This is a genomic window from Neptuniibacter caesariensis, assembly GCF_000153345.1.
GTDB classification, from domain to species: domain Bacteria; phylum Pseudomonadota; class Gammaproteobacteria; order Pseudomonadales; family Balneatricaceae; genus Neptuniibacter; species Neptuniibacter caesariensis.
Genome location: NZ_CH724125.1, coordinates 1,692,937 through 1,719,268 on the forward strand (window position 1 = coordinate 1,692,937; position 26,332 = coordinate 1,719,268).

A 26,332-nucleotide genomic window follows, 5' to 3' on the forward strand; every position below is an offset into this window, starting at 1 on the left:
TATACCTATAGTTGCAAAACGATAGACGGCAGCTTTATAGTTTAGAAAAGCCTAGCTGGAGAGATTATGGCCTTATACGTATACGATCACGGTTATCGAATACAAACGCCTAAAGATTCTCTGTTCCCAAAGAGAGGGGTGAACTCGCTTAAAGAAAGCCGAGCGAGTCATCGCAGTGCAGATGTTGAAGATAAGCTGCATGCTGACGGGGAGAAATTTGTCATCCCTGCGCCAGACAAGGGACCTGAAAATAGCGATAACGCTAGTCGTGCTTACGCCTCAATATCCTCTGAACAAGAGTATGAGTCTGATTCGACAGCAAGCCTGACGGTGAGCCATCTAATGGTTTCACCTGTCCATACTATTCCACCTTACACTCCGATCAGTACCGCCTGGAAAAGGATGGATTCACTAAATATCAGTCATTTAATCGTTTGCGAAGAAGATCAGCGACCGCTCGGGCTGATCTCCAAAACCGATCTACTAGAAGCGGGCCCTAGTTCCGTCACGCAAGTTAAAGAGATCTATTCGCAGAAGCTGATTGCTGCCGCACCGGAAACCCGGGTTCAGGATGTCGCTATCAATTTCATTGAGAACGACATTAACTCCATACCCGTGGTAGATAAAGACGATAAAGTAGTCGGTATTGTCTGTCGAACCGACCTGCTTAGATTGCTCGTTAGCGGCCCGCACCTTGAGCGTTGGGTTTAGCGGCTCGCAGATTTATTCGGTAGTTGCCTGTCGTCAGGCGCATCATCAACTTTCGCGCCAAATAAACCCGCAATAAATCTAAACACTTTTTTCACGCCACGCCAAATTTTAGGCAGTAACCATATTAATAAAATCACAAAGACAACCAAAGCTGCCAGGAACCAAACAGGGTGATTTAAAGCGGCCCAGATTCCACCCAATACCATCAGATCCTCGCTGATCGAAGCGGTCCAGTTTGTTACCGGTTCAGGGGAAGTGTTTATTAACACCCGACTACCGGCTTTCGCCGCATGACTTCCAGCAGCGAGCGAGCCACCGACTAACGCTGCAGCTATTTCCACAGCTGGCGCCATATCGCCAACAGCACCTGCTGCCAACGCGGCACCGGCAGGAATACGAATAAAGGTATGAAGACTATCCCATCCGGTATCTACCCCAGGTACCTTATCGGCAAAGAACTCGACAAAATACATGAACCCGGCGGCCATCAGGACTAAAGGATCACCCACCACCTGTAGTTCTTCAGGTAAGGTGACATGCCCCATATTGTTTAATACACCCAACATCAGGACAGTGGCGTAGAGGTTGATGCCGCTGGCCCAGCCGACACCCATCGTTAATGCTATTAAACTGATAATCTGTTCTAACTGATCCATATAAGTACCTCATACTCACAGGGCGCACAGTAAATAACAGCCCTGTTTTACAATAGCTCTTTAGGTACTATATTGCATTGGCCTGTACTTTCGCTGAACAGAATCACTACCTCACCTGAACGTAGCATCCGACTCACCTGTGAGACTTTTTCTACAAGCGAGGCCTCAAACTCCCCATAATCAGTACCATCACGACTGACAAACTCTTCAATGAGTGCATTCAAAGTTTCAGGGTTGAGCTGTTCAAAAGGGATAATCACAACGAATTACCAAAGCTTGAGCTTATTTAACCAACCTTCGCTTAGCCAGACATCTTTACATCCGGCCAGCTCACGCTCCCAGCGTTGCGCCCTGATAGAAACCTGCTGAGCCTGTTGCTCCAACTGGGGAAACTGACCTTTTTCAAATCTCGCAAAGCTTCCATGCCCCAGACGAAGCGACAAATAATGGCCGCTGACATTGCCCCAGGAGATTTTATTCCGCTTACTGGTTTCACTCGCAAACCAAGCAGCAAAATCCACAGCATCAGCTGGCTCGTAAGGTGATGCATCCCAACGTTCACTACGAATACGATACTCATCCCAATCAGCCGTTCTGGGGCGGACATGCTTTTTATCAAGATCCGACAGCGGCAATTCTAATAGTGCAAGACTCAAAAACACGGGTGTACCATAGTTTTCTTTAGCTCTAAGGGAGGGTTCGATCCACTCATCGTTATCATCGAGAATTTCACAGATGGATGGATGGAGCGGTTTTTGGCTCCCAGCACCAAAACAACCCGTTAACACAATACTCAGTACACCCCAAACGATACCCTTAGCTAAAAATTGCATCAGATATTTATCCCCTGCTCTGCAAGAAAGCTTACAAAGCTATCTTCATCCATTGTTTTAATGCCAAGTTCCGTTGCTTTTTTTAATTTTGAACCTGCGCCAGGCCCAGCTACAACACAGTCAGTTTTAGCAGAGACACTGCCAGCAACTTTAGCACCCAACTCAAGCAAATAATTCTTGGCTTCACTACGCCCCATTTGCTCAAGCTTACCTGTTAACACCCAGGTTTCACCGGATATAGGCTGACTTTCTTCATCCTTGGTTTCTAAGACACTCCAAGACACACCTGCTTTTTCCCGAAGCGCATCAAGGACTTCAATATTATGCGACTGCTGAAAGAAGCTTTTAATATGTTTCGCTACGATTGGCCCGACATCAGGCACCTCGAGCAATGCTTCTTCAGAAGCCTCAATCAATGCAGGAAGATCCAAGAAATGCATAGCCAAAGACCGCGCTGTCGCCTCACCTACTTCACGAATACCTAGTGCATAAAGAAAACGTGGAAGTTCAGTATTACGGCTAGCCTGGATAGCATTAACCAGATTCTCCGCTGACTTAGGCCCCATTCGTTCAAGGCGTGCCAATTCTGTTTGCTGCAGCGCATAGAGATCTGCCGGGTTATGAACCATATCCAGATCCACCAGCATCTCGATCAGCTTATCACCCAGCCCATCTATATCCATCGCCTTACGTGAAGCAAAATGCTTTAACGCTTCTTTACGCTGTGCTTCGCAATATAAGCCACCACTGCACCGAGCTACCGCCTCACCCTCGATCCGCTCAATTTTAGATTCACAGATTGGGCAAGCATCTGGAATAATCACTGCCTCAGTATCGGCCGGACGCTTCTCATGAAGCACCCGGACTACCTGTGGAATGACGTCCCCCGCTCTACGGATAACCACCGTATCTCCAGCACGGACATCAAGGCGCTCAATTTCATCCATATTATGCAAAGTTGCATTTGAAACCGTCACCCCCCCAACAAATACCGGCTCCAAGCGCGCGACTGGCGTCACAGCACCGGTACGTCCAACCTGGAATTCGATAGAGCGGATACTCGTCAGCTCTTCCTGAGCCGGGAATTTATGCGCTATAGCCCAACGGGGCGCTCTGGAGACAAAACCCAGGCGCTGCTGCAATTCCAATTGATCGACTTTAAACACAACGCCATCAATTTCATAAGGTAAAGTATCACGTAACTCACTGATACGGCGGTAATAATCCAAACAACCAGCCACACCCTCTACAGACTCTAATAGCGGGTTAAGGCGGAACCCCCACTCTTTCAGCTGGGCAAGAATTTCGGAGTGTTTACCGGCAAGTGCTCCACCTTCTACAACACCCACACTGTAGCTACACATCTCAAGCGGTCGGCTCGCTGTAATACGAGAATCTAGTTGCCGCAGGCTTCCTGCTGCAGCATTACGCGGATTTACAAAAGTTTTCTGACCAGTAGCTCTCGCTTTATCATTGAGCGCATCAAAGCCCGCTTTAGGCATATAGATCTCACCGCGAACTTCCAGACGATCAGGGAAATTATCACCCGTAAGTTTCAAAGGTATTGTCGGTATCGTCCTTACATTCTGGGTAATATCCTCGCCGGTAGAGCCATCGCCTCGGGTTGCCCCCCTGACTAATAGCCCCTGCTCATATAACAAGCTAACTGCGATACCATCCAATTTAGGTTCGCAGGCGTAACTTATCGTCTCTTGCATATTAAGGCGGTCTTTAATCCGACGATCAAACTCCTCCATGTCTTCGTCATTAAATGCATTATCTAATGACAGCATAGGAAGTTCATGACTCACCTGGCTGAATGCGGACAGCGGCGTAGAACCGACCCGTTGTGTTGGGGAATCTTCAGTAATCAGTTCAGGATTATCTGACTCGAGCTTTTTAAGCTCACGAAATAGACGATCGTACTCAGCATCCGGAACTTCAGGGTCATCCAGAACATAGTATTGATAATTATGATGATTGAGCTGATCACGCAGTTGCTGAAGGTGTTGTTCTATAGACACTGTTTACTCGATATCAATCTATAAAGAAAAACGCGGCTCTATCGGCCGCGCTTTTTAAGGTTTTTCATTTCATAATCGCGGATGCGTTGACGGTAATGCTCCATCGTCTGACTTCGTAAGACAGACCGATTTTCATCGAGCATCTCGCCTCCTAAGTGCTTAGCAACGGTTTCAGCAGTTGCCAACATACACTCAAATGCTTCCATAACATCATCAGGCTCTTCCATGGACATAAAGAACATAATCGCTTTAGTACTTAACGACAGGGGATTTTCTTTTTCAAAAGTCCCAGGGGCTATCGCATTTGCCATACTAAATTGAACAGCGCTGATACCCGCCGGCTTTTCAAACCGGTGGTAGATATCCATCTCTCCGAATGTGAGCCCGCAAGCATCAATGACCTGTTGCAGTAACGGACCATTAAAGTTATCCGCTGCTTTGGAAATCACAGAGATCACCAGGACATTTTCTGGTTCTGGATCTTTAGCTAGCGGTCTTCGGGTTAAAGCCGTCGTCGCTGCGGCAGCCGCATCTGAAGCTGCCAAAACAGACTCAGAATCGTAGTTTTCAGCCTCGCTATCAAACGCCTCCTGAACCACGACGGCTTCAGTCTCAACAGGCTCGTCAACAGCAAAGCGCTCAACCGTCTCAGGTAACTCTGACGTGGATGAAAAATCGTCATCCAGCGCTGACCCCAGCTTGAGATCAGAATAATCCTCGTTAACGAAGTCTGGCTCTGGCTCTGGCTCTGGCTCTGGCTCTGGCTCTGGCTCTGGCTCTGGCTCTGGCTCTGGCTCTGGCTCTGGCTCTGGCTCTGGCTCTGGCTCTGGCTCTGGCTCTGGCTCTGGCTCTGGCTCTGGCTCTGGCTGAATAGCATTAACTTCTTCAAAACCAAAATCAAATGGGGTTTGCGGGTCCAGCTCTTCCTCTGCAACCGCGGTTTTCTCAACACCAGCCAGATCTAACTGCGGGAATGGCTCTTCTGCCGTTAGTTCTGACTCACTAACAACATCCTGCCCATGATCCTGCAACAACGTCGTAATCGGCTTATCGAAATCGATCTCGGGTTGATCAGAAGTTACCAGTTCTGGCTCCCACGCCTGCTTAGTTTCAGTATCACTATGCTCTTCTGTTCCAGGCGCATCAATTGCTAGCTCTTCAGTCTTTGAAGTCTGTGCGTCTATATCCAGCTCTGTCTCGCCAAAAGTCTCTAACTCTTCATTAGCGATTTCGCTTAAAGATTCAACTTTAGAATCTTGGTTTAACTCGATCAAAGGCTCTGCAGAACTTGGTACTTCTGTCTCAAACTGAGTTTCTAGCACCGTTTGATCTGTAGCTTCATCAACAAGCTCAGATTCAGATACGAGCTCTGTGATCGATTCATAATCGTTCTCAAGCTCGCTGTTAACTTCACATGTTGTATCAACAACAGGGGCTGACTCAGGTAAAGGCTCAGACGGAAGCTTCTCAGACTCAGTAAGAGAGGCTGCTCCTTGCTCCTCCAATGATGACAGCTCGGAGTCCAAAGCAGAATCGCTGGATAGGTCTAGTTCAGCAGCCAATAGCTCTTCAGAACCAGACTCATCTTGAAGTTCATTACTCTCTTCAACGTCAACGAAGGTTTCAGATTCAGGTATTTCATCAATCTCTGATGGACTATCACCTTCAGGGGCAGAATTGAGTTCAATACCAGGGGCTTCTAGTATCGAATCATCGCGGGTTTCAGGTGTAGTCGACCAGACATCATCTAAAACAGGAAAATCAGAAGCCGGCGGCTCATCATTTTCAGTTACTGTGGCTGGCTCCTCTTCAAATGCTTCTTCGCTACTCTTATCAGATGAATAGGATTCGAAAACAGTGTTCGGTACAACACGAGGTTTGCTGATGATTCCTTCATCTACCGGATAGTTTTCTTGATCAATTTCAGGTGAACCCGGCGCAAACTCTAAGTCAGGTAACTGGCTCGAGGGAGATTGCTTAACCGCTTCATTTTCTGTTACCTGCACTCGTCGAGCGCTACCCACTATACCATCATCAGGTAGTGCTTCAGCGGCCTCGATTTGATGAGAAGATGCCAACAGGTCATTATCCTGAGTCAGGTCAGGATCAACATGAATAGGATCATCGGAACCGGAAGGGGTTGGCGATCCCTTGATAGTCGGATCAGGAGCTATCTCAGGGCGATGATCAGAAAACAGAGGATCACTATCTAAAGCAACAACCCTGGCACCACCACTCGGTAACTCAGGATTAAAGCTTTCCGTTTCCTCTTCTGGCAGATCAACAAAGTTTTTATCTATGTTCATCTTGAGACGGTTTCGGCCACTTTGCATACGTCGCCAACCGTCCAGGATTATCAGCAGAATAAGGACCACTCCACCGATAATCAGCCATTCTTTCAGACTGATCTCCATCTACCCAGTCTCGCCCCTATGAATATTATTATTTAATTATCTTCCCACTATAAAAGAGCGGGAATTATTCGACAACTTTATCGATCACAAGAAACAGAGGAAGTGTCGTTCCGCGAACCTGTACAGGTGAAATTGTTCCATAAAAATCACCAACCTGAGCCTGAGGCTGCCCCTCCTTGGATATCCTTGCGGAAACTTCAACGGTTGGTACTGATGAAAGTCTCGCCTCAGGACTCATAGCCATAGAGTCATCAAGTACGATATTGGCCGGCAAATCAGCAACTGAAATTTTCGCCGCTGCCAATGGCATTCTGCCTCCCACTTCGCGAGCGAAAACAAACACATTATGCTCAGGTGAAACCTGCTCAGCTAATTCAGGACTCAAAGAAACTTTAACCTGAATAGTTGCTTCCATTAATTCTGGTATTTCCGGTACGTCTTTACCCTGAGCAAGTAGCTCATCACGCGCCTTTCTGACACCGGAGCGAAGAGAATCTGCGGTTTGACCATCCGCATTTCGTAATGCCTTTAACCAATAATCCAGTGCAGATTCATAATCTTGTTGTTCAAACGCTTCAATACCCAGCAGACCTAAGACCGTGATTTCGAAAGGTTCGATTTCCAAGGTTTTATTGATCTGAACTTTGACCTCATCAGTCATTTTACTGTCATTGGCAAAGAACAGTGCCTGAGCGTACTGCCCCATAACACTCGCATACTGAGGGGCATCTGTAGGCAGAAGCTCCAATACCTTTTTAAAACCATTCGCCCCTTCAGCAAAACGCCCCTGGTTCATATAAGTCGTAGATAAGAGGAACCAGCCTTCTGGGTTTTCCGGCTGAATTTCAAGCTCTTTTTCTAGCTGAGCAATCGCTTGTTCTAATGTCGGTTGCTGACCATTAAACGGGTCTTTCGGTTGCTGCATCGACAATTCAAGGTCGGCAGAGCGGCCAAAAACAGAGTACATACCAATACTGGCAACTGGAATCATTAACGCAAGAATTGTGATAGTAATCAGCACTTGGGTAGTAACCGCTAACTTACCTTGCGTAGCCTGCTTCTGATCGACATCCGTCAGCAGGTTTCGTTCTAGTTCGGTTTTTAACGCTGCAAAATCACTTTCATCAAGATTCCCTGATGCTCTTTCCTGCTCTAGTTCTGCCAAACGCTCTTTAAAGATATCAACATTTTGCTGGCTTCTATCTTCTACCTGTTCACCTAGAATCTGCTTTCGTGCACGCAGGAACGGTAGGTATACAAAAGCAACAGCCAATAGGGTAAGTAGCGCAATCCCTATCCACAACTCAATCATTACGGTCTCCATCAAGGATATTCTTCAAACGCTGAGACTCGTCTTCAGACAGTTGCTTCTCAAGATCAACTCCCTCTTTAGAGACTTTTTTACGTTTTCTAGAAATCACTAACATTACAACGATACCAACAGCGACCAATACAAAAGGTCCGTACCAAAGAACATAGGTCATCTTATTCACAGGTGGCTTATAAAGAACAAAGTCGCCGTAACGCGCCACCATAAAATCGACTATTTCGTCATTATCACTGCCATCGGTGAGCATTTTGTACACTTCATTGCGAAGATCTGCTGCGATGGGAGAGTTAGAATCCTGGAGATTCTGGTTCTGACACTTTGGGCAACGCAGTTCGAAAGTGAGCTGTTTGAAGCGTTCACGGGTCGCCTCATCTTTAAACTCATAGGTATCAATTGCAGCCCAAGACAATACAGGTACAAAAAGTAAACAAAGCGCGATCAACTTTCTCATTGTAAAGCTACCTGCTTACCCTGCTGGAGGTTATCCAAAATTTGTTTTAACTGCGCCCAGACTTTCTCATCGACTACGCCTACGTGTTTGTATCGAATAACGCCTTGTTGATCGATCACATAGGTTTCAGGCGCTCCGTATACGCCTAAATCCAAGCCTAAACTGCCTTTAGGATCAAACACATTGACAGCATAAGGGTCCAGATACTTTTCCAGCCAGATTTTCGCCTTAAGACGATCATCTTTGTAATTGATCCCGATGACCTTATAGCCTTCTGCCTTAATACGGTTCAATTGTGCATGTTCCTGCTTACAGGATGGACACCAGGTAGCCCAAACATTGACTAATGCGGGTTCGCCAATCAACGCCTTCTCAGTAAGCAACTTATCCTCTTCATAAAGAGAAGTTAATTCAAATTGAGGAAACGGCTTATTGAGCAATGCCGATGGCAGCTCAGTGGGATCTAGCTGTAATCCCCGAAACAGAAAGACACCAATACCGAGAAAAATCGCTAAAGGGATAAATAGTATTAAACGACGCACAATCTTAACTCCAAAAACTAAGCTGTAGCAGCAGCTCGTTTGCCCTGTTTACGATAGCGAGGATCTGTAGCAGCCAACAATCCACCAAACGTCATGAGCAACCCACCCAGCCATAGCCAACGTACAAATGGTTTGTGCTGAATACGCACAGCCCATGCACCACCAGGTAGTGGCTCACCTAATGCCACGTAAAGATCACGTGTAAAACCCGGATCCAATGCAGCTTCTGTCATTACATTGCCGCGAGCAGTATATAAACGCTTCTCTGGTAACAACTCACCATAAGCTTCGCCGTCTTTCAGGACTCTGATGCGGGCCTGATCAGAAACATAGTTTGGTCCTTGCACTTTGCTTGCGCCATCGAAGATAAATTCGTACTGCTTGAAACTTAATTTATCACCCGGAGCCATCCGCAGATCACGTTCCTCATTGTAGATGCTGACTAACGTCATCCCTACGATGGTTACCGCAACGCCGATATGTGCCAGTACCATTGCATAATAGCTGCGAGACAATCCCCTGAGGCCCGCTGCAATGCTGCTACGGTGACCAACCTTGTTCCAGATATCACGAATGGAAACCAGGCTAATCCAGAAAACTAAAACCATCCCTAGCGTTACATACCAATCGAATTCACCACCATAGACTACCGAGAATCCAGCACCCAGAATCAAACATCCGACAAATGGCATAAGCAACTGTTTGACCAGGAAATCGCCTTTGGTTTTACGCCAGCGAGACACTATACCAAAGCCCATGAAACCAACCATGATCGACATAATCGGAATAAACAGCGCATTGAAATATGGAGGACCTACAGAAATTTTACCCTGACCCAGGGCGTCGATTAGCAACGGGTACAAGGTGCCCAACAGCACCATCAAGGCAGCAATAAAGAGCAGAATGTTATTCCCGAGAAGGAACGTTTCCCGCGATAGTAGCTGGAAGCTTGATTCACTTTTCACATGCGCAGCTTTAATGGCATAGAGCAACAAAGACCCACCGATAGTGATCGCAAGTAATGCCAGAATAAAGTAGCCACGTTCAGGATCCGTTGCAAAAGCGTGTACTGAAGTCAAAACACCCGAACGAACAAGGAAAGTCCCTAGCAGGCTCAGTGAGAAAGCAAATATCGCCAGCAACACCGTCCAGCTTTTGAACACGCCGCGCTTTTCAGTAACCGCAAGGCTATGAACTAATGCTGTGCCCACAAGCCATGGCATGAACGAAGCATTTTCTACTGGATCCCAGAACCACCAGCCGCCCCAGCCAAGCTCGTAGTAAGCCCACCAACTGCCAAGAGCAATACCCAGAGTCAAGAATGCCCAGGCAACAACAGTCCAGGGACGTGACCAACGCGCCCAGGCTGCATCCAATCGGCCACTTAGCAGTGCTGCAATGGCAAAAGCGAATGCAACAGAGAAACCCACATAGCCCATATAAAGCATAGGCGGATGCAGAATCAGGCCTATATCCTGCAACAGTGGATTAAGGTCTCCACCCTCTTGCGGGAAGCGAGGCAAATGGCGTTCAAATGGGCTGGAAGTCAGAAGTGTGAAGAGGATAAAGCCAACACTGATAATCCCCATGACCGATAGCACGCGTGCAACGATATCCAGGGGCAGATTGTCGCTCTTTACCGCAACAGCCCAGGTCCAGGCGCCTAGAATAACCACCCAAAGCAACAATGAGCCTTCATGACCTCCCCAAATCGCACTAATTTTGTAATAAATTGGCAGCGCGGTATTGGAGTTAGTTGCGACATAGACTACCGAGAAATCATCGGTAACAAAGGCATATCCCAAACAGATAAGGCTGACCATCAAAAAGGCAAACAAGCCTGTTGCCAATGGGCGGGCAAAGCCCATCCAGATAATATTTTTACTGTAGGTTCCTGCTAAAGGAACAATCGATAAAAGCACAGATAAGCAAAGCGCCAAAATCAGTGCGTACTGACCTAACTCAGGAATCATTTGTTAAAAACCTCACCTTCTGGCTTAGGCATCTTGCCACTTTTCTCAAGTGCTTCCGCCACTTCAGGAGGCATATAATTTTCATCATGCTTAGCCAGCACCTCGGATGCCTGCAGATGGTTGTTCGCATCCAGATCCCCCTGGGCAACAATACCCTGCCCCTCACGGAATAGATCCGGCAGAATACCGTCATAGTGCACAGTGATAGTGCCTTCGTAGTCGGTCAGATCAAACGTTACGTTCAAACTATTAGGGTCACGTTTCACAGATCCCTCTACAACCATACCCCCTGCACGAATACGTGTTTCCTGCGGCGCTTCGCCATTTTCAATCTGGGTCGGAGAGTAAAACAGATTAATATTCTGACTAAGAGCAAACATAGTCAGCCCGACAGCGGCGCCCACACCGAAAACAATAAATAAAACAATAATTAGACGCTGTTTGCGTTTAGGATTCATGAAGCTTTTTTCTCCCTACGAAGGCGACGCGCAAGATCAGAGATAACTTTCTTCTTTTGCAGCAGAGGACCCACAATGTTGAAAACAATAACCGCCAGGGCAATGGCATAACTCATCCAGACATATTTACCATGTCCGCCCATAGCTAAAAAGTCGGAAAAACTTTCAAAACTCATCTAGAAAACCTCACTGTTTTTCCAATAATTCGCGCACCCAACTCGCACGGCGCTCACGATACAAAATTTCATTACGGGTTCGCATCATAAGAGAGACCGCGAACATACAATAAAACCCGATAACCATGACTAATAGCGGCACCCACATTTCGGCAGGCATCGCAGGGCGCTCAGTAAGGGTAAAGGTGGCTGGTTGATGAAGCGTATTCCACCATTCCACGGAGTATTTGATAATAGGAATATTAACCAGACCGACCAATGACAGGACTGCTGAGGATTGTGCAGCCGTCGCTTCATTCTCAATCGCAGAATGAAGTGCGATAACGCCTAGATAAAGAAACAGCAGAATTAACATAGAAGTTAATCGAGCATCCCATACCCACCAGGAACCCCAGGTAGGTTTCCCCCAGATTGCACCCGTGGCAAGAGCCAGGACCGCTATCGACGCACCGATTGGGGCGCATGACTTAGCCACCATATCAGCGACTTTCATCTTCCAGATCAAACCAATGGCACCCGCCACAGCCATAAGCATGTAGCATGACTGAGCAAGAATAGCGGAAGGCACGTGAATGTAGATAATACGAAAGCTATTTCCCTGCTGATAATCCTCGGGAGCAAACATAAGCGCCCAGATGGTACCACCGATAAGCAATAATGCTGCGCAGATGGCAAAACCGGGTAACAACTTGCCCATAATGTTATAGGACCAACGCGGTGATGCTAACTGGTAAAACCAGCGAGGCATCCAATTCTTCTTCTCACTCATAACAACCTATCCGCTCACGGAAATTCTAAGTGCAGCCCCGATAGCCAAGGGCGCCATAACAACCCCTAAAGCCAGCATTGCCCCCAAAAGAGCAAAGAAGCCAGCCAGAGGCAATCCAGTCACTGCTGCTTGCACAGCACTGGTACCAAAAATTAAAACAGGTATATACAGGGGCAAAACCAATAGTGAAATCAATACCCCTCCCTTTCTTAAACCTACCGTTAAAGCAGCGCCAATGGCGCCGATCAGGCTTAATGTTGGCGTACCTAGCAATAAACTAAGCATTAATCCCCCCATCCCCTCCGATGGCAGGAATAACATTACCCCAAGCAATGGCGCCAATATGGTTAGAGGAAGGCCGCTCATCATCCAGTGCGCCAGTACTTTAGCCAACACGATAATGAACAAAGGCTGAGGGCTCAAAAGCGTTTGCTCTAATGTTCCGTCTTCAAAATCAGATCGAAACAAACTATCCATGGACAACAATGTTGCGAGCAAAGCCGCAACCCATACAACACCTGGAGCAACCTCTGCAAGAAACTCCGGCTCTGGGCTCACCCCCAGAGGAAATAATGTTGCCACCATCAAAAAGAAGATCAGCGGATTAAACAGATCACTCTTTCTTCGGTACGCCAGCATCAGATCACGCTTCAATACCGCCCAGAAAAGACCAAGAACCGAATCATTAACCTGCTTAGACTGTTCGTTTGTCACCATTTGATTCATTAAGTTCCAGCCAATTCATCTAAATTTAGGCGTCGGATCTGTTCTCCCAGGGTCAATTCATGGTGAGTTGTCAAAATCACACTGCCGCCGGCACGGGCATGCTCAAGAATAAGGTTTTCTTTTTGAGCTACGCCTTTCTTATCAATCGCGGTAAAGGGCTCATCCAGAATCCATAGTTTTGCCTTGCTCAGATAAAGTCTCGCAAGACTCACCCGACGATTTTGACCTGCAGATAAGTTATGGCATGGAACATCTTCATAGCCTTGCAGACCCACTTTTTCCAATGCGGAATAAATATCTCCGACTGAAATAGAAGGGTGCATAGCTGCATACCACTTGAGATTTTCTTCCGGCGTCAGAACCGCTTTAACGCCTGGATGGTGGCCAAAATAAAGCAGTTCAGATCTAAACTGCTCTTTTACCTCTTCAACAGGTTCATCCTGCCAAAGTATTTCACCTTCAAAATTATTCGACAGGCCACTAAGGATGCGGAGCAACGTTGTTTTACCACTGCCGTTCTGGCCTTCGATCTGGACGACCTCTCCCGCCGTAACCGAAAAGCACAGACCTTCAAACAGGATACGTTCATCCCGTTCGCAAAACAGATCATTGACTTGTAATAACGCTGTACTCAAACCTTTCCCCAAAGCAACAATGGTCAGTCTGTGCTAATGCAGCACCTAAAACTTGTGCTCTAAACTATACTTTTGACACTACCTGCCGATTATTAAGCGAGAGATTATATACGATTATCCAGCTGCTCTACACTGTTGTCTCATTTCTGAAAGGTTGATTCTTATCCACATTTAGGAGTATCTATCTTTCCTACATATTCAAAGAGTTAAACAGCGTTTATAGCACTTAAACTATGAGGATCTGAGATTGCTACCTCAACTAGCAGCAATACCACTACAAACAACCGGCTCAAGCAATGATTCAGGGCAAAACCTCAATCGGTTGCTACCTGTCGGGCAGAATGTCAGTGCGACTGTTGTTGCCGTTAGCAGGGACCAGATTCAACCGGAAATATTCCGCCTTAAATTAGAAGTTAACAACCGTCTGATTCAGATGGGCGTCTTCCAGGCATTACCTGTTGGCCAAAAGATCAACGTTAACCGGCAAAGTGACGGCCAGATTCAGATCACACCGCAACCTCAGCAGTCTGCAGCAAAATCCGAGGGGAACATACAGCCTTCGCCCCAGAATCCGATCGCAGGAAGAAATGAGCAAGCACCGAATAACCAGCAACAAGCCAATTTAACAAAGCTCAGCCTTCCAAATAGCGAGTCTGCCGCAAAGATTCCTGCTGATACGCGAATCATCGCAGCGGTGATTAGTAGTCGTGCTGTATATGCAAACCAGACCACATCACCACCCGGGGCACAAAACCAACCCTCAACACCTATTTCGCCCCAGACGATTAACACTACACAAACAGGGGCTGGGCAATCTACCTCATCACCACAATCCACCCAGGCACCCAATAGCGCGATCGTTTCGGCGCAAGCTACACCACCTAATGCAAGCGGAACACCTGCCCAATCTGCGGGCGCTACAACAACGATTTCGCAACCGACTCCACAAACACCTTTACCAACTGCTAATCAAGGTCAGGCACAAGCAATTCATACCCAATCGCCCAATCAGGCAGTTACACCGCAAGCCGGGCCAATCAGCAGCCCACCTTTAACGAATACGCCAACTGAGAGTAAGGGGTTAGCTTCAGGCAGTGGACAACCTCCGCAAACAAGTAACAACACAGGCCCACGTTCAAATACCCTGAGCACGACACCTAATCAGCCCGCGCCTCAATCAGCTGGGACCACAACAGCGCCTGTATCACCGAGACCGAGCGGCCCTCCTATTCATCATGTTGTAACGCTCGCGCTACCGGACGGATCAAAATTAGAGACAGTCGCAGCTAAGCCACTTCCGCAAGGTGCGCAGATTCAACTTGAAAAAAGCAGCGGGCAGGAACTTCAGATCCTTAGAATGCGTGAGCCCCCGCTTACACAAGCATCGGCACTTGAAAAGCCCGCCATTCAGGAAGTACTGCGCAACAGCCTGCCAAATCAGATTCCGACAGGAAACGCTTTTAGCCAACTCGCCGCAACGGTGAGCAATGAAACCGCTCAGGCGGGCCAGATCAGCGGGGTTGTTCGCTCGATGCTGCAGCTTTTCGGCGTTCGCCCAGGCAGTTCAGAAGCCACATCACAAATAAGAAACAATGTTGAGCTTGGAGGATACGGAACCGAGCGCACACTCAGCAAAGGCTTCGTCCCTCAGCCCCAAGAGATGCGTTCGCAACTCAACCAGCTACAGCAGTTGGCAGAAAAACTCCCCGAAGGCCAAAGAGATCGACTTGAACAACTTCTCAATGGCATTCAGTCACGTATCACCAGTCAGCAACTCACCTCTTTGCAACAATGGCGCGAACTACCCGACGGAGGTTTTGAACGAGTACTCCAGCTTGACCTACCGATCAAACAGGGTGAAAACTGGGAGAACCTAGAACTACGCTTAAGCCGCGAGGGAGGGAGTAATGCGGCTGGTGAAATGGTATCCGTCTGGCGCGTAAGGCTTCACTTTGATCTGGAAGAGCTCGGCGGTGTCGATGCAGAGATCCGCTTAACTGACGGACATGAAATCAGTACCCTATTTTGGTGCGAGCAACCCGAAACCGCAGAGAGGCTCAGACAACGTTCTGAAGAGTTTTCAGAAAGGCTACGTGAATGCGGTTTCAATAATACCGAGGTAAACTGGCACGAGGGGTCAGCCCCCGAGCAGAAGCAGGTACTCCATAAGCAGCTGGTAGACTTACATACATGAAGTTTTCAAAACCCGAAAATGATGACCAGCGCCAAAAAGCGATTGCGCTTAAATACGATCAGGAGCTGGGTAAAGCTCCTTTGATTGTTGCAAAGGGTATGGGTGAGATTGCCGAACAAATTATAAATCTTGCCGAGGAAAACGGGATCCACATCCACGAGAGTCCGGAGCTAGTGGAAGTGCTTATACGCCTGGAACTAGGTGATGAGATACCCGAATCACTCTATCGAGCAATTGCTGAAGTTATTGCGTTTGCTTACAGCCTTAAACACTCCCAGGAAGAGATTATTGCTGCTGCAAAGCAGCATAACCCTGAACAACCTTAACGCTCCTGGCCGATCGAATGCTGAGGCGCCTCCAACTCTTTATGAAGTAACGCCATCAATTCAGCTTCTGGCCGACCTATACCGCAACTCTGCACCAGATCGTCGACATCCGCTCCCATTTCCATTAATCGAGCGGCTTGATTATAAGCAAGCACACCAGGATCACGATTTTCCAGTTCTAGCTGCTTATCCGCGGTCAGATTGAGCTTCTGCTCAACCTCGATTAGACGGCGCCCCATTCCAATAGAACTATTAGTCATCGCTTGTATTTCATTGCGAAGTACATTGATTAACGCCTGATGACGCCTCTCCTGCTGTTGCAACCGGCGAAACAACATAAAACAGACTCCACCTAACGGCAGTACCAGCAATATGAGCAAAATATCTATCCAGCTAATCTGCATGCTCTATCCCGCTCCTGTTGATTAAAACGCCTGATCAAACTGTTTCATCAATTCCGGAATATCCAGAATGGCACAGCGCTCTTCCATATAAGTGCCCCATAGCCACTTCCTTGGATTATCCTGAGCGGCCCAGGACACTTTATCTTCCGGGATACGGACAGATTTCACCAACTCATCACAAGCCAAAGCCCAGTGTCTTCCGCGTAAAATGATCAACTCATCGTATTTAGCCATTTCAGGATTATAACGCTCCGGTATAAGCCACAAAGCGGTATCAATCACATTAGTATCGGAGGTCATGCCTCCGAAACGACCTAAACACCAGTCATGTGCTGCATCGAGCGTTAAAGAGACCGAACTCAAATGCACCGCACCTTCGATATAATCAAAAGGTATCGCTAGATTAAGTCCGTGCATTTTAATAAGCACACAGTTTATTTCACGCCCAGTGCCCGCATGCGCAGCTGGGGCAGGCTGTGGTTCAGGTGCTGGCTCTGGCTCTGGCTCTGGCTCTGGCTCTGGCTCTGGCTCTGGCTCTGGCTCTGGCTCTGGCTCTGGCTCTGGCTCTGGCTCTGGCTCTGGCTCTGGCTCTGGCTCTGGCTCTGGCTCTGGCTCTGGCTCTGGCTCTGGCTCTGGCTCTGGCTCTGGCTCTGGCTCTGGCTCTGGCTCTGGCTCTGGCTCTGGCTCTGGCTCTGGCTCTGGCTCTGGCTCTGGCTCTGGCTCTGGCTCTGGCTCTGGCTCTGGCTCTGGCTCTGGCTCTGGCTCTGGCTCTGGCTCTGGCTCTGGCTCTGGCTCTGGCTCTGGCTCTGGCAAATCAGTGTTGTCTTCTTCCTCAACGACAGCAACTACTTCGTCAATCTCCGCATCCAAACCTTGATGCTCTAACTGCTCTTCAGCAACTAACTGTTCTTTAATTGCAGCGATTTCAGTTTCGGTATCAATCCCTGCATCCGGATCAGAAAGTAAGGATTCCAGATAATCAAAAACCAGCTTCTGTACGCCATGAACCTCAAGCTCATCTTGCTCAATTGAACTTTGATTATCGATCTTATTCTTCTTACTCATAGGGCCTCCTGCTTCTGTCTTTCAAGCAAGGAACGGAGTAAACGCGCATAGGAGTGCACCCCACGGCTGCTAGAATCCATGACCGAAGGCACAAGCCCCTGAATGCTGGCATTTCTGAATTTGGTATCCACAGGTATCACTGCATTAGATATTTCATTGGGGTAATTATGGTGCAGCTCTCTTAAGCTACTCACCGATGCCTGAGTCCTGCGATCATAAAAAGTGGGAATGATCGTAAATGAGAGTTTTTTGGTCCGGGCCCTGTTAATCATATTGATTGTACGCACCATTCGCTCCAGGCCTTTAAGCGCCAGAAACTCAGTCTGCACAGGAACCAGCAGGTGCTGACATGCAGCTAATGCATTGACCATCAATACACCCAACACCGGTGGGCTATCTATCAGCACATAATCATAGCGATCTTTTACATGGCTTAATGCTTTAGCAACCTGTAAGCCCATGCCTTCCGCACCCACAGCTTTACGTTCAAGCGTGGCCATTGCTGTCGATGCTGGAATTAACTCAATGCGCTCGTGACTGGATTTTAATAACAAACGAGTCACATCATCTTTAGCAACTTTTTTATTACCATTAAACAGATCATATACGCTGTCTTCCAGCTCATCAGGATCATAGCCAAAGTAGCTGGTTAATGATCCATGCGGATCCAAATCTATCAGCAGTACACGATAACCAACCTCAGCGAGCAAACCCGCTATAGTGACTACCGTTGTGGTTTTGCCCACCCCACCTTTTTGGTTAGCAACAGACCATACATGCATCATCTATCTTCCTGTTCGGCGCCTTCTTGTTCAGACTGTCTGAACAAAATCCCACCATCACCTGTTTCAACCTGCTCAATAACAGGAACTTTCTCTTTATCCGGATTAGCCAATACAGTTGATACCGCATCAGCACTCACCTGCTGACTCCCAAAAGAAGATACTGTCCTCCGTACCTTCTCGTCTCTGGAAACAACGATCAAAACCCGTCGATTTAAGCGCTGACCTTCAGCCGTGCGATTACTGTATGCAGGCTGAAATTCACCATAGCCTACCGCAGCCATCTGCTCGGGATTAACACCAAACTGTGACAACAAACGTACAACCGCGGCAGCCCTCGCTGCTGAGAGCTCCCAATTGGAAGGAAACTCATCGGTTGAAATTTGCTGGTTGTCGGTAAAGCCCTCAACATGGATAGGATTACTCTTATCTTTGAGCATCCCAGCAATCTGTTCCAACAACTGATCTGCCAAAATATTTGGTAACGCGCCCCCTGATTCAAACAGGTAGTTAGAACGCAGCTCTATCGATAACCAAAGATCATTACCTACAACACGTAACTGGCCTTCCCTGATATGCTGAGAGAAAGCAACCTCAAGCTCTCTCTGTAATGCCTTTAAAATATCAGTCTCTTCCTGATCAGGGGGAGAGATTGTTACCTCTGGCACATCGATATCATGCTTCCCACCGATGAAGATACCAAATCCGCTTTCACTTTTACCCTGCCCAGGGGCTGGGTTTACCTCAATAGCCTGGTCTAAACCGACAAATACGCCAGCAAGGGCATCAGTCAGGTTTTTATACTTTTCCTCATTGACCGAAGAGATCGCATACATCACTACAAAAAACGCGAACAACAACGTAATAAAATCAGCATATGAAATGACCCAGCGATCAGTGCGCAGGTCTTCATCTAAACGTCTTCGGCGAGGCATTGTTTACCTCAGATAACCCTGAAGGCGCTGCTGTATTGCTTTAGGGTTCTGTCCCTCAGCAATAAACATCAGACCTTCCAAAACCATTTCCTGATATTGGTATCGTACCAAGACCAGATTTTTAATCTTGTTAGCAACCGGTATCAGGAATAAGTTAGCTAGCCCGATACCATATATTGTTGCCACAAAAGCGGTAGCTATGCCGGCCCCCAAACTATCAGGGTCTGAAAGGTTGCTCATCACGTGAATTAACCCAAGCACCGCACCAATAATACCAAGGGTAGGCGCATACCCACCCATACTCTCAATTACTTTAGCACCTTGCAGGTCTCGCTGCTCAGCTGTAATCAGCTCTACTTCAAGTGTTCCGCGAATAACATCTGCACCTTTACCATCAACCAGCAAAAGCAAACCCGCTTTAACAAAAGGATCGCTTTCTTTTTCTGCCTCTTTCTCCAGGGCTAAAAGTCCTTTTCTACGAGCCACTACACACCACTGCACAATTCTATCGATGCTACCCTTAAAATCCTGATTATTCCGACCGAACGCCCAGCCCAATAATCGAACGGCCCGACGCACATCCTGAGCCGGAGACTGAATGATAGCTGCTGCCAGGGTTCCTAAAATAACGATAGCTGCGGCAGGTAAATTGAGGAGTTCTTCAACATGACCTCCTTCAAGATAGTTACCACCAAGCACCGCGGCAAAAGCCAGTAGGACTCCAAAAAATGCCGTTAAATCCATTCGACTACCTGCTAGTCAGCGCTGCAGCAAACTGCGACAAATCCAGAATTTCATTCGCAAGCCCAGCATTTACAACCGCCTGCGGCATACCATAAATCGTGCAACTCTCTTTATTCTGTGCCCAAACCGTCGCTCCCTGCTGGCGCAACATCTTTGCGCCATCGCAACCATCCGCTCCCATCCCCGTCAGAATAACAGCGAGTACTTTTTTGCCAAACGTTTTTGAAACAGAGGCGTAGGTCACATCAACACTGGGTTTATATGTTAAACGCTCATCACCCGGCATAATTCGCACTTTGTCCTGCGACCTGGGATCAACAATCATTTGATGACCACCTGGTGCCAACAGTGCCGTACCAGGCCTCAATTGGTCACCATCCTCAGCCTCTTTAACCTTAATATTGCACTGTTGATTCAACCGCGTAGCAAAAACTGAAGTAAACGTTTTTGGCATATGCTGAACCAGCAATATTGGATAAGGATAATTGGCAGGTAGCTCCGTCAGGATCTGCTGCAAAGCGGCAGGTCCACCCGTTGAAGAACCAATGACGACAATCTTACAATCCGAAGGAACAGAGACTTTCTTAGAAAACGAAGCCTTTGTTACAGCGGTTTTAGGCTCAGGCGTAGCCGGCTTATTTAAAGGTGAGCTCTTAGATTGAGAAGATGAAGGCAGCGGTCTATTGCTTGTAGCCGACATCGCCTTTCGCTGAGGAGCTGAAGCAGAACCTAACCTTGAAGGCCGTTTTTCAGCGTCGGGGCGAAAAACCATGGACTTACTTCGCGAATCACTGCTGCGGAACTCGCTAGTAAAAGTACTGCGTTGTTTAGCATGCCGGGAACGACCAAGCTCAACTACTTTATCACGTAGCTGTTTTTCCAATGACGCAGAATGCTCCATCCAAGCACGCATATCTTTAGAAAGATAATCTAAAGCCCCCGCTTCAAGTGCTTGCAAGGTAACCTGAGCCCCCTCATGCGTCAGAGACGACAGCATGAGGATATTTGTCGGACATTCCCTCATGATAACGCGAACTGCCTCAATGCCATTCATCTGCGGCATTTCAACATCCATCGTAATCAAATCTGGTTTTAGCAGCTTAGCTTTCTCAACTCCATCGCTACCATTTTGCGCGGAACCAACCACCTCAATCCTGCTGTCACCAGAGAGCAGATCGCTGATTCTATGCCTGAAGAAAGCAGAATCATCAACGATCAAAACCTTAACTGGCATAAATTACGCTCTCCGCAACGCGCCTCATGAAGCGTAATGTTTTAACAGGTTTGGAATATCGATAATTAAAGCGATACGGCCATCACCTGTAATTGTCGCTCCTGACAGGCCCGGTGTACCGTGAAGGATCGTTCCGAGAGGTTTGATAACAACCTCTTCCTGGCCAACCAACTGATCAACAACAAAGCCAACACGCTGAGTACCGACAGTTACGATAACTACGTGCCCTTGTTCAGGCAGATCAGCGCTTTGCTGACCATCAATCAGCCAACGCTTAAGGTGGAATAGCGGAAGCGCCTGATCTCGAACAATAATAACCTGCTGACCATCAACCACATTCGTTTTAGTCAGGTCCAGATTAAAGATCTCATTAACGTTAACCAGTGGCAGTGCAAACGCCTGATCTTCCAGAATAACCATCAAGGTAGGCATGATCGCCAATGTCAATGGAACCTGAATAGCGATTCGAGAACCCTGGCCGATAACAGAATCAATACTTAGCGTGCCGTTTAGCTGGGTAATTTTGGTTTTAACCACATCCATACCCACGCCTCGACCGGAGACGTCAGAAATCTCTTTCTTCGTTGAGAAACCTGCGGCAAAGATCAGGTTAAAACACTCTTGCTCAGTCAAACGACGGGCTGCTTCTGCATCCATCATTCCTCTTTCAATCGCAAGATTTCGCAGCTTCTCTGCATCCATTCCGGCGCCATCGTCCTGAATTACCAGAAGAATATGATCACCTTCCTGTTCAGCGGACAGCAATACATGACCTTCACGAGGCTTACCCGCAGCTTCACGTACATCCGGTGCTTCAATACCATGATCGACCGCATTACGAACCAAGTGAATCAATGGATCGGCAAGTGCTTCAACCAGGTTTTTATCCAGGTCGGTATCTTCACCACGCAACTCCAGGCGGATCTCTTTCTTAAGATTACGCGATAGGTCGCGAATCAAGCGAGGGAAACGACCAAACACCTTTTTAACGGGCTGCATTCGGGTCTTCATAACGGACATCTGCAGGTCTGCCGTGACCATGTCCAGTGTACCCAAAGCTTTAGCCATCTCTTCGTCTTCACGGGTTACACCCAAACGAACCAGACGGTTACGAACCAATACCAGCTCACCCACCATGTTCATGATTTTATCAAGAAGGCGCGTATCGACCCTTACATTGCTTTCAGCCTGTGGTTTGGCTTGCTGATGAGCAGCTTTAACCGCAGCCGCAGCCGCACTTTCTTTTGTTTCTGGAGCGGCCGGAGCTGGAGCTGCAGGCTTCGGCGCAGCTGCCGGAGTAGGAGCCGGAGTAGGAGCTGGCGCAGCTTGCGGAGCTGGAGCTGGTGCGCTTGATGGGGTAAACGCCCCCTTTCCTTGCGCTTGAAGCTCATCAAGCAAGGCTTCAAATTCATCTTCTGTAATAAGGTCTTCACCGCCAGCATTTGCTGGTTCAGCCGCAGGCGCTTTGGTTTCAGCACCTGGCCCCTTACCTTCGCCATGAAGCTCATCCAGAAGAGATTCAAATTCATCTTCAGTGATCAGACCATCATCTGCTTTCTCATCAGCTGCAGGTTCTGCTCCGCCAATATCATCCAGGAGCATATCAAACTCATCCTGGCTTTTATCTGGTCCGTTATTAGCAGCGGCTACAGGTGCAGGTTCAGGAGCTGCAACAGGAGGCTCAGGAGCAGCAGGTGCCTCGGCAACAGGGCCACCACCTTTAGTAAAAGCAACTAGCGCTTGTATAAGTTGAGGATCGGCACTTTCCGGTTCTTCGCCATTACGAACCTGTTCGAACATTACATTAACTGTGTCCAGCGCCTGCAACACAACATCCATTAGCTCAGGGGAAACTTTAATCTCCCCATTTCGAAGCATATCGAAGAGGTTTTCCGCGTTATGGCAGCAATCGACCATTGGCTCCAACTGCAGGAAGCCCGCGCCCCCTTTTACGGTATGAAAGCCACGAAAAATAGCGTTGAGTAGATCACTGTCGTCTGGGCGCTGCTCCAGATCAACTAACTGCTCAGATAATTGCTCAAGAATCTCTCCTGCCTCAACAAGAAAATCCTCAAGAATTTCCTGATCCACTTCCAAACTCATACGGCGCTCCTCTTAAAAACCCAGACTGGATAGCAAGTCATCGACTTCATCTTGATTGCTGACAACATCAGCACTGTCTTTTTTAACCTGCGGCCCTTCAGCCTGAATAGGATTCTTTTTGTTTTCCTGGTCTGTTTCAGTTGTCGGTTGCACTTCAATACCTGACAACTTCTCAACTTTCGCCGCCATCTCCATCAAACTAATAAGATGGGTCTCAACATTCGTAACCAAATTGATTACACGACGAATTAACTGCCCAGTTATATCCTGATAGCTTTGAGACACTACGATATCAGTCAATTCGGTCCGTAGCGTTTCTATCGTTTTTTCAGATTCTTCTTTCACCGCACAAGTACGGTCATAAACACCATTAAGCGAATCATGCTCCTTCTCTAACTGCCCAACTAAAAGCAGAAGATCCTTAAAGCGTTCGCTTTGTGAGTCCAACTGATCAACAAGACCGAGAGCCTTATCAACGCGATCCATAGTTTCATGGGCGTTTTTTTCAGTTACCTCAATAACATAGTTCAATCGGTCCGCGGCGTCAGCATCTTCAGGGGCAGATTCATCGTCTAATTGAAGACTACTGCCTAGTTCACTGGAAAAAGCTTTAATCGCTTCATGTAATCCACGCGTAAGGTGCCCTACTTCTGTAAAGAAGGTCTTATGCCGAAATTCGTGAAGCTCCTGGATAATATCCATTGCATCAGACAAATTACCCTCATTCAAAACTGAGACTAATTCCTGAGCCTTTAGCTGAAGCTCCATTTCAAAATGCCCAAACCCTTTGCCAGTTCCTGAAATCATTACCAAAAGACCTTTTTTTTAGCCCAAGCGTTCAAAGATCTTATCAATCTTTTCTTTAAGCACAGCCGCAGTAAACGGCTTAACCACATAACCATTAACACCAGCCTGGGCTGCTGCAATAATCTGCTCTTTCTTAGCTTCTGCGGTTACCATAAGAACAGGCATATGCGCCAGATTCGGATCTGAGCGAACTTCTTTTAACAGATCGATCCCGGTCATGCCTGGCATATTCCAGTCAGTCACCAGAAAATCGATCCCACCCTGTTTAAGTATTGGCAAAGCGGTCTGACCATCATCAGCTTCCTGAACATTGGTCATACCCAGATCGCGCAACAGGTTTTTAATAATTCGTCTCATTGTGGAAAAATCATCCACTACAAGAATTTTCATGTCTTTATTCAAGACGGCCTCCCGTTAGAAATACGCAACTCATTGAGTCTACACTTAATTAGCGCAATTACGTTGAGTCTGGTCAACCATTTTCTATTGCCATTCACTGAGACGAGATCGTAATCTCAACGCAGCCTGGCTATGGATTTGACTCACCCTAGACTCACTTACCCCTAAAACCTGTCCTATCTCTTTTAGGTTTAGCTCTTCATCATAATAGAGCGCAAGCACTAATTTTTCCCGTTCTGGCAAATTATTTATAGCTTCACTTAAAGCTTTTAAAAATGCTTCGCGCTCAATATGTTTATTAGGACCCGGATCATCATTTGCAAATGACTCACCTGGACCTTCATGCTCAGGGTTCAGCATCTCTTCAAAACTGAAGAGTCTGCTATCTAAACTATCTTTTAAAAGATTATGGTATTCATCAACACTGATACCTAATTCTTTAGCAACTTCCGAGTCACTCGCATCTCGTCCTGTGCGAGCTTCTATCTGCTGTATGGCCTCAGTAACACGTCGACTGTTACGGTGTACAGATCGAGGAGTCCAATCTCCTCGTCTTACCTCATCAATGATGGAGCCACGAATGCGGATCCCTGCATATGTTTCAAAACTTGCCCCTTTAGAGGCATCGTATTTGCTGGCGGCCTCCAATAGCCCAATCATTCCAGCCTGAATAAGATCATCCAGCAATACAGTAGACGGCAACCGAGCCAATAAATGGTGAGCAATACGTTTAACCAGCGGAGCATATTGCTCTATCAACTCTTCACTGGTCTGTAATTGCAGCTGGTTATACATACCGCCTCTAACTTAACCTGATGGGCGAACTCCCTGAACGAGCCGCTCAACAAAAAACTCTAAATGACCACGCGGCACATTCAACACTGGCCACCCATTTACTTTATTCGCTAATTGACGATATGCCAAGGAGACTTTGCTTTTTGGAAACGCTTTTAAAACAGGAACTTGACGTTGCACAGCCTTGCGAACATTTTCATCATAAGGGATTGATCCTACATATTGAAGTGTGACATCAAGAAAGCGGTCAGTCACAGTCAATAATTTACCAAACATATTCCGCCCTTCCTGCTCGCTTCGCACCATATTTGCGAGCACACGGAAACGCGTCATCTTATAATCCCTATTTAACAGTTTAATTAAAGCATAAGCATCAGTAATCGAGGTAGGTTCATCACAAACAACTACCAAAACTTCCTGAGCGGCTCTTACAAAACTTACCACAGATTCGGAGATACCTGCGGCTGTATCAATAATCAACACATCGATATCATCAGCCACTTCATTAAAGGCATGAATAAGTTCCGCATGCTCATGCGTAGAAAGCGAGGTCATCTCCTGAGTACCAGAAGAGGCAGGCACAATTTTCATGTTTTCGGTAACATCCAGCATGATGTCTTTTAAGCCACAGTCGCCATTCAGCACATCCGCGACCGTCTTAGAAGGCCTAAGACCGAGCATAACATCCACATTTGCCAGACCCAGATCGGCATCCATCAAGATGGAGCGCTGCCCCAGATCACCCAGTGCAAGCCCCAGATTGACAGAAACGTTGGTTTTACCCACTCCGCCTTTACCGCCAGTTACCGCGATTACCTTTACGGGTTTATGTTGAGTCATTTTAAT

At 47.3% G+C, this 26,332-nt stretch carries 28 protein-coding genes; 3 read left to right on the forward strand and 25 right to left on the reverse strand.

The features are described from left to right. The first annotated feature begins 66 nt into the window (after window positions 1–66). Window positions 67–711, forward strand: coding sequence for a CBS domain-containing protein (locus tag MED92_RS07980; RefSeq protein WP_007021019.1), 645 nt, complete (start codon window positions 67–69; stop codon window positions 709–711). Here MED92_RS07980 and MED92_RS07985 read toward each other — a convergent pair. The 14 genes from MED92_RS07985 to ccmA form a co-directional block, all read right to left on the reverse strand. After that, window positions 708–1,367 (reverse strand): DUF4126 domain-containing protein, encoded by a 660-nt coding sequence (locus MED92_RS07985; RefSeq protein WP_007021020.1) that lies wholly within the window; start codon window positions 1,365–1,367, stop codon window positions 708–710. The genes MED92_RS07980 and MED92_RS07985 overlap by 4 nt on opposite strands. Before the next feature lie 47 nt (window positions 1,368–1,414). Then, window positions 1,415–1,627 (reverse strand): YheU family protein, encoded by a 213-nt coding sequence (locus MED92_RS07990; protein WP_007021021.1) that lies wholly within the window; start codon window positions 1,625–1,627, stop codon window positions 1,415–1,417. Window positions 1,628–1,633: 6 nt separating this feature from the next. After that, on the reverse strand, window positions 1,634–2,200 hold the full coding sequence (locus MED92_RS07995) for a transglycosylase SLT domain-containing protein (protein ID WP_007021022.1): 567 nt from the start codon (window positions 2,198–2,200) through the stop codon (window positions 1,634–1,636). Further along, window positions 2,200–4,224 (reverse strand): NAD-dependent DNA ligase LigA, encoded by a 2,025-nt coding sequence (gene ligA / locus MED92_RS08000; RefSeq protein WP_007021023.1) that lies wholly within the window; start codon window positions 4,222–4,224, stop codon window positions 2,200–2,202. The genes MED92_RS07995 and ligA overlap by 1 nt, the downstream gene beginning before the upstream one ends. Before the next feature lie 38 nt (window positions 4,225–4,262). Then, on the reverse strand, window positions 4,263–6,638 hold the full coding sequence (gene zipA, locus MED92_RS18490; protein WP_007021024.1) for a cell division protein ZipA: 2,376 nt from the start codon (window positions 6,636–6,638) through the stop codon (window positions 4,263–4,265). Window positions 6,639–6,702: 64 nt separating this feature from the next. Further along, the gene (gene ccmI, locus MED92_RS08010) at window positions 6,703–7,950 is read right to left on the reverse strand and encodes a c-type cytochrome biogenesis protein CcmI (RefSeq protein WP_007021025.1); all 1,248 of its coding nucleotides are present in this window, start codon (window positions 7,948–7,950) and stop codon (window positions 6,703–6,705) included. Beyond that, window positions 7,943–8,419, reverse strand: a complete 477-nt coding sequence (locus MED92_RS08015; RefSeq protein WP_007021026.1) for a cytochrome c-type biogenesis protein — start codon at window positions 8,417–8,419, stop codon at window positions 7,943–7,945. The genes ccmI and MED92_RS08015 overlap by 8 nt, the downstream gene beginning before the upstream one ends. Beyond that, window positions 8,416–8,961, reverse strand: a complete 546-nt coding sequence (locus tag MED92_RS08020) for a DsbE family thiol:disulfide interchange protein (RefSeq protein WP_007021027.1) — start codon at window positions 8,959–8,961, stop codon at window positions 8,416–8,418. Before MED92_RS08020 ends, MED92_RS08015 begins: the two co-directional genes overlap by 4 nt. Before the next feature lie 17 nt (window positions 8,962–8,978). Continuing rightward, a complete protein-coding gene (locus tag MED92_RS08025; RefSeq protein WP_007021028.1) occupies window positions 8,979–10,934 on the reverse strand; it encodes a heme lyase CcmF/NrfE family subunit in 1,956 nt (651 codons plus the stop codon). Beyond that, the gene (gene ccmE, locus MED92_RS08030; RefSeq protein WP_007021029.1) at window positions 10,931–11,392 is read right to left on the reverse strand and encodes a cytochrome c maturation protein CcmE; all 462 of its coding nucleotides are present in this window, start codon (window positions 11,390–11,392) and stop codon (window positions 10,931–10,933) included. The genes MED92_RS08025 and ccmE overlap by 4 nt, the downstream gene beginning before the upstream one ends. Next, window positions 11,389–11,568, reverse strand: coding sequence for a heme exporter protein CcmD (ccmD, locus tag MED92_RS08035; RefSeq protein ID WP_007021030.1), 180 nt, complete (start codon window positions 11,566–11,568; stop codon window positions 11,389–11,391). Before ccmD ends, ccmE begins: the two co-directional genes overlap by 4 nt. 10 nt (window positions 11,569–11,578) lie before the next feature. After that, window positions 11,579–12,337, reverse strand: coding sequence for a heme ABC transporter permease (locus tag MED92_RS08040; RefSeq protein ID WP_040661669.1), 759 nt, complete (start codon window positions 12,335–12,337; stop codon window positions 11,579–11,581). Between the two features lie 6 nt (window positions 12,338–12,343). Beyond that, complete coding sequence (gene ccmB, locus MED92_RS08045) at window positions 12,344–13,063, reverse strand: heme exporter protein CcmB (protein WP_007021032.1); 720 nt, start codon at window positions 13,061–13,063, stop codon at window positions 12,344–12,346. Further along, entirely contained in the window at window positions 13,063–13,698 is a 636-nt protein-coding gene (gene ccmA, locus MED92_RS08050; protein WP_007021033.1) for a cytochrome c biogenesis heme-transporting ATPase CcmA, read from the reverse strand. The genes ccmB and ccmA overlap by 1 nt, the downstream gene beginning before the upstream one ends. Before the next feature lie 247 nt (window positions 13,699–13,945). Between ccmA and fliK the strand changes: the two genes are divergently transcribed. Together fliK and MED92_RS08060 are read left to right on the forward strand one after the other, a co-directional pair. Then, a complete protein-coding gene (gene fliK / locus MED92_RS08055) occupies window positions 13,946–15,892 on the forward strand; it encodes a flagellar hook-length control protein FliK (RefSeq protein WP_007021034.1) in 1,947 nt (648 codons plus the stop codon). After that, window positions 15,889–16,218: an EscU/YscU/HrcU family type III secretion system export apparatus switch protein gene (locus tag MED92_RS08060; RefSeq protein WP_007021035.1), complete on the forward strand. Its 330-nt coding sequence runs from the start codon at window positions 15,889–15,891 to the stop codon at window positions 16,216–16,218. The genes fliK and MED92_RS08060 overlap by 4 nt, the downstream gene beginning before the upstream one ends. Here the strand turns inward: MED92_RS08060 and MED92_RS08065 are convergent. From MED92_RS08065 to MED92_RS08115, 11 genes are all read right to left on the reverse strand, one after another. Continuing rightward, on the reverse strand, window positions 16,215–16,622 hold the full coding sequence (locus tag MED92_RS08065; RefSeq protein WP_007021036.1) for a DUF2802 domain-containing protein: 408 nt from the start codon (window positions 16,620–16,622) through the stop codon (window positions 16,215–16,217). The two genes, MED92_RS08060 and MED92_RS08065, sit on opposite strands and share 4 nt — an antisense overlap. Before the next feature lie 21 nt (window positions 16,623–16,643). After that, window positions 16,644–17,687 carry a chemotaxis protein CheW gene (locus MED92_RS19135; protein WP_007021037.1) on the reverse strand — a complete coding sequence of 348 codons (1,044 nt, stop codon included), beginning with the start codon at window positions 17,685–17,687 and terminating at the stop codon, window positions 16,644–16,646. Then, window positions 17,684–18,469, reverse strand: a complete 786-nt coding sequence (locus MED92_RS08075; RefSeq protein ID WP_007021038.1) for a ParA family protein — start codon at window positions 18,467–18,469, stop codon at window positions 17,684–17,686. Before MED92_RS08075 ends, MED92_RS19135 begins: the two co-directional genes overlap by 4 nt. After that, window positions 18,469–19,404, reverse strand: a complete 936-nt coding sequence (locus MED92_RS08080) for a flagellar motor protein MotB (RefSeq protein ID WP_007021039.1) — start codon at window positions 19,402–19,404, stop codon at window positions 18,469–18,471. Before MED92_RS08080 ends, MED92_RS08075 begins: the two co-directional genes overlap by 1 nt. A gap of 3 nt (window positions 19,405–19,407) precedes the next feature. Beyond that, window positions 19,408–20,148 (reverse strand): flagellar motor protein, encoded by a 741-nt coding sequence (locus tag MED92_RS08085; RefSeq protein ID WP_007021040.1) that lies wholly within the window; start codon window positions 20,146–20,148, stop codon window positions 19,408–19,410. Between the two features lie 4 nt (window positions 20,149–20,152). After that, window positions 20,153–21,382 carry a protein-glutamate methylesterase/protein-glutamine glutaminase gene (locus MED92_RS08090; RefSeq protein WP_007021041.1) on the reverse strand — a complete coding sequence of 410 codons (1,230 nt, stop codon included), beginning with the start codon at window positions 21,380–21,382 and terminating at the stop codon, window positions 20,153–20,155. A gap of 24 nt (window positions 21,383–21,406) precedes the next feature. Beyond that, on the reverse strand, window positions 21,407–23,485 hold the full coding sequence (locus tag MED92_RS08095) for a chemotaxis protein CheA (protein WP_007021042.1): 2,079 nt from the start codon (window positions 23,483–23,485) through the stop codon (window positions 21,407–21,409). Window positions 23,486–23,497: 12 nt separating this feature from the next. Further along, window positions 23,498–24,292, reverse strand: coding sequence for a protein phosphatase CheZ (locus tag MED92_RS08100; protein WP_007021043.1), 795 nt, complete (start codon window positions 24,290–24,292; stop codon window positions 23,498–23,500). Window positions 24,293–24,310: 18 nt separating this feature from the next. Next, complete coding sequence (gene cheY, locus MED92_RS08105; RefSeq protein ID WP_007021044.1) at window positions 24,311–24,682, reverse strand: chemotaxis response regulator CheY; 372 nt, start codon at window positions 24,680–24,682, stop codon at window positions 24,311–24,313. Between the two features lie 93 nt (window positions 24,683–24,775). Beyond that, the gene (locus MED92_RS08110; RefSeq protein ID WP_007021045.1) at window positions 24,776–25,486 is read right to left on the reverse strand and encodes an RNA polymerase sigma factor FliA; all 711 of its coding nucleotides are present in this window, start codon (window positions 25,484–25,486) and stop codon (window positions 24,776–24,778) included. Window positions 25,487–25,498: 12 nt separating this feature from the next. After that, on the reverse strand, window positions 25,499–26,326 hold the full coding sequence (locus MED92_RS08115) for a MinD/ParA family protein (RefSeq protein ID WP_007021046.1): 828 nt from the start codon (window positions 26,324–26,326) through the stop codon (window positions 25,499–25,501). Window positions 26,327–26,332 lie beyond the last annotated feature (6 nt).

Coding starts and splice junctions, on each gene's coding strand:
- MED92_RS08090 (WP_007021041.1), bottom strand. CDS start 21,382: ATGCCAGTTAAGGTTTTGATCGTTGATGATTCTGCTTTCTTCAGGCAT.
- ccmE (WP_007021029.1), bottom strand. CDS start 11,392: ATGAATCCTAAACGCAAACAGCGTCTAATTATTGTTTTATTTATTGTT.
- MED92_RS08085 (WP_007021040.1), bottom strand. CDS start 20,148: ATGGATTTAACGGCATTTTTTGGAGTCCTACTGGCTTTTGCCGCGGTG.
- zipA (WP_007021024.1), bottom strand. CDS start 6,638: ATGGAGATCAGTCTGAAAGAATGGCTGATTATCGGTGGAGTGGTCCTT.
- MED92_RS08075 (WP_007021038.1), bottom strand. CDS start 18,469: ATGCATGTATGGTCTGTTGCTAACCAAAAAGGTGGGGTGGGCAAAACC.
- cheY (WP_007021044.1), bottom strand. CDS start 24,682: ATGAAAATTCTTGTAGTGGATGATTTTTCCACAATGAGACGAATTATT.
- ccmB (WP_007021032.1), bottom strand. CDS start 13,063: ATGAATCAAATGGTGACAAACGAACAGTCTAAGCAGGTTAATGATTCG.
- MED92_RS07985 (WP_007021020.1), bottom strand. CDS start 1,367: ATGGATCAGTTAGAACAGATTATCAGTTTAATAGCATTAACGATGGGT.
- MED92_RS08110 (WP_007021045.1), bottom strand. CDS start 25,486: ATGTATAACCAGCTGCAATTACAGACCAGTGAAGAGTTGATAGAGCAA.
- MED92_RS08040 (WP_040661669.1), bottom strand. CDS start 12,337: ATGAGTGAGAAGAAGAATTGGATGCCTCGCTGGTTTTACCAGTTAGCA.
- MED92_RS07995 (WP_007021022.1), bottom strand. CDS start 2,200: ATGCAATTTTTAGCTAAGGGTATCGTTTGGGGTGTACTGAGTATTGTG.
- MED92_RS07980 (WP_007021019.1), top strand. CDS start 67: ATGGCCTTATACGTATACGATCACGGTTATCGAATACAAACGCCTAAA.
- ccmI (WP_007021025.1), bottom strand. CDS start 7,950: ATGATTGAGTTGTGGATAGGGATTGCGCTACTTACCCTATTGGCTGTT.
- MED92_RS08065 (WP_007021036.1), bottom strand. CDS start 16,622: ATGCAGATTAGCTGGATAGATATTTTGCTCATATTGCTGGTACTGCCG.
- MED92_RS08115 (WP_007021046.1), bottom strand. CDS start 26,326: ATGACTCAACATAAACCCGTAAAGGTAATCGCGGTAACTGGCGGTAAA.
- MED92_RS08025 (WP_007021028.1), bottom strand. CDS start 10,934: ATGATTCCTGAGTTAGGTCAGTACGCACTGATTTTGGCGCTTTGCTTA.
- MED92_RS08060 (WP_007021035.1), top strand. CDS start 15,889: ATGAAGTTTTCAAAACCCGAAAATGATGACCAGCGCCAAAAAGCGATT.
- MED92_RS08080 (WP_007021039.1), bottom strand. CDS start 19,404: ATGCCTCGCCGAAGACGTTTAGATGAAGACCTGCGCACTGATCGCTGG.
- MED92_RS08095 (WP_007021042.1), bottom strand. CDS start 23,485: ATGAGTTTGGAAGTGGATCAGGAAATTCTTGAGGATTTTCTTGTTGAG.
- MED92_RS08015 (WP_007021026.1), bottom strand. CDS start 8,419: ATGAGAAAGTTGATCGCGCTTTGTTTACTTTTTGTACCTGTATTGTCT.
- ccmD (WP_007021030.1), bottom strand. CDS start 11,568: ATGAGTTTTGAAAGTTTTTCCGACTTTTTAGCTATGGGCGGACATGGT.
- MED92_RS08100 (WP_007021043.1), bottom strand. CDS start 24,292: ATGATTTCAGGAACTGGCAAAGGGTTTGGGCATTTTGAAATGGAGCTT.
- MED92_RS19135 (WP_007021037.1), bottom strand. CDS start 17,687: ATGAGTAAGAAGAATAAGATCGATAATCAAAGTTCAATTGAGCAAGAT.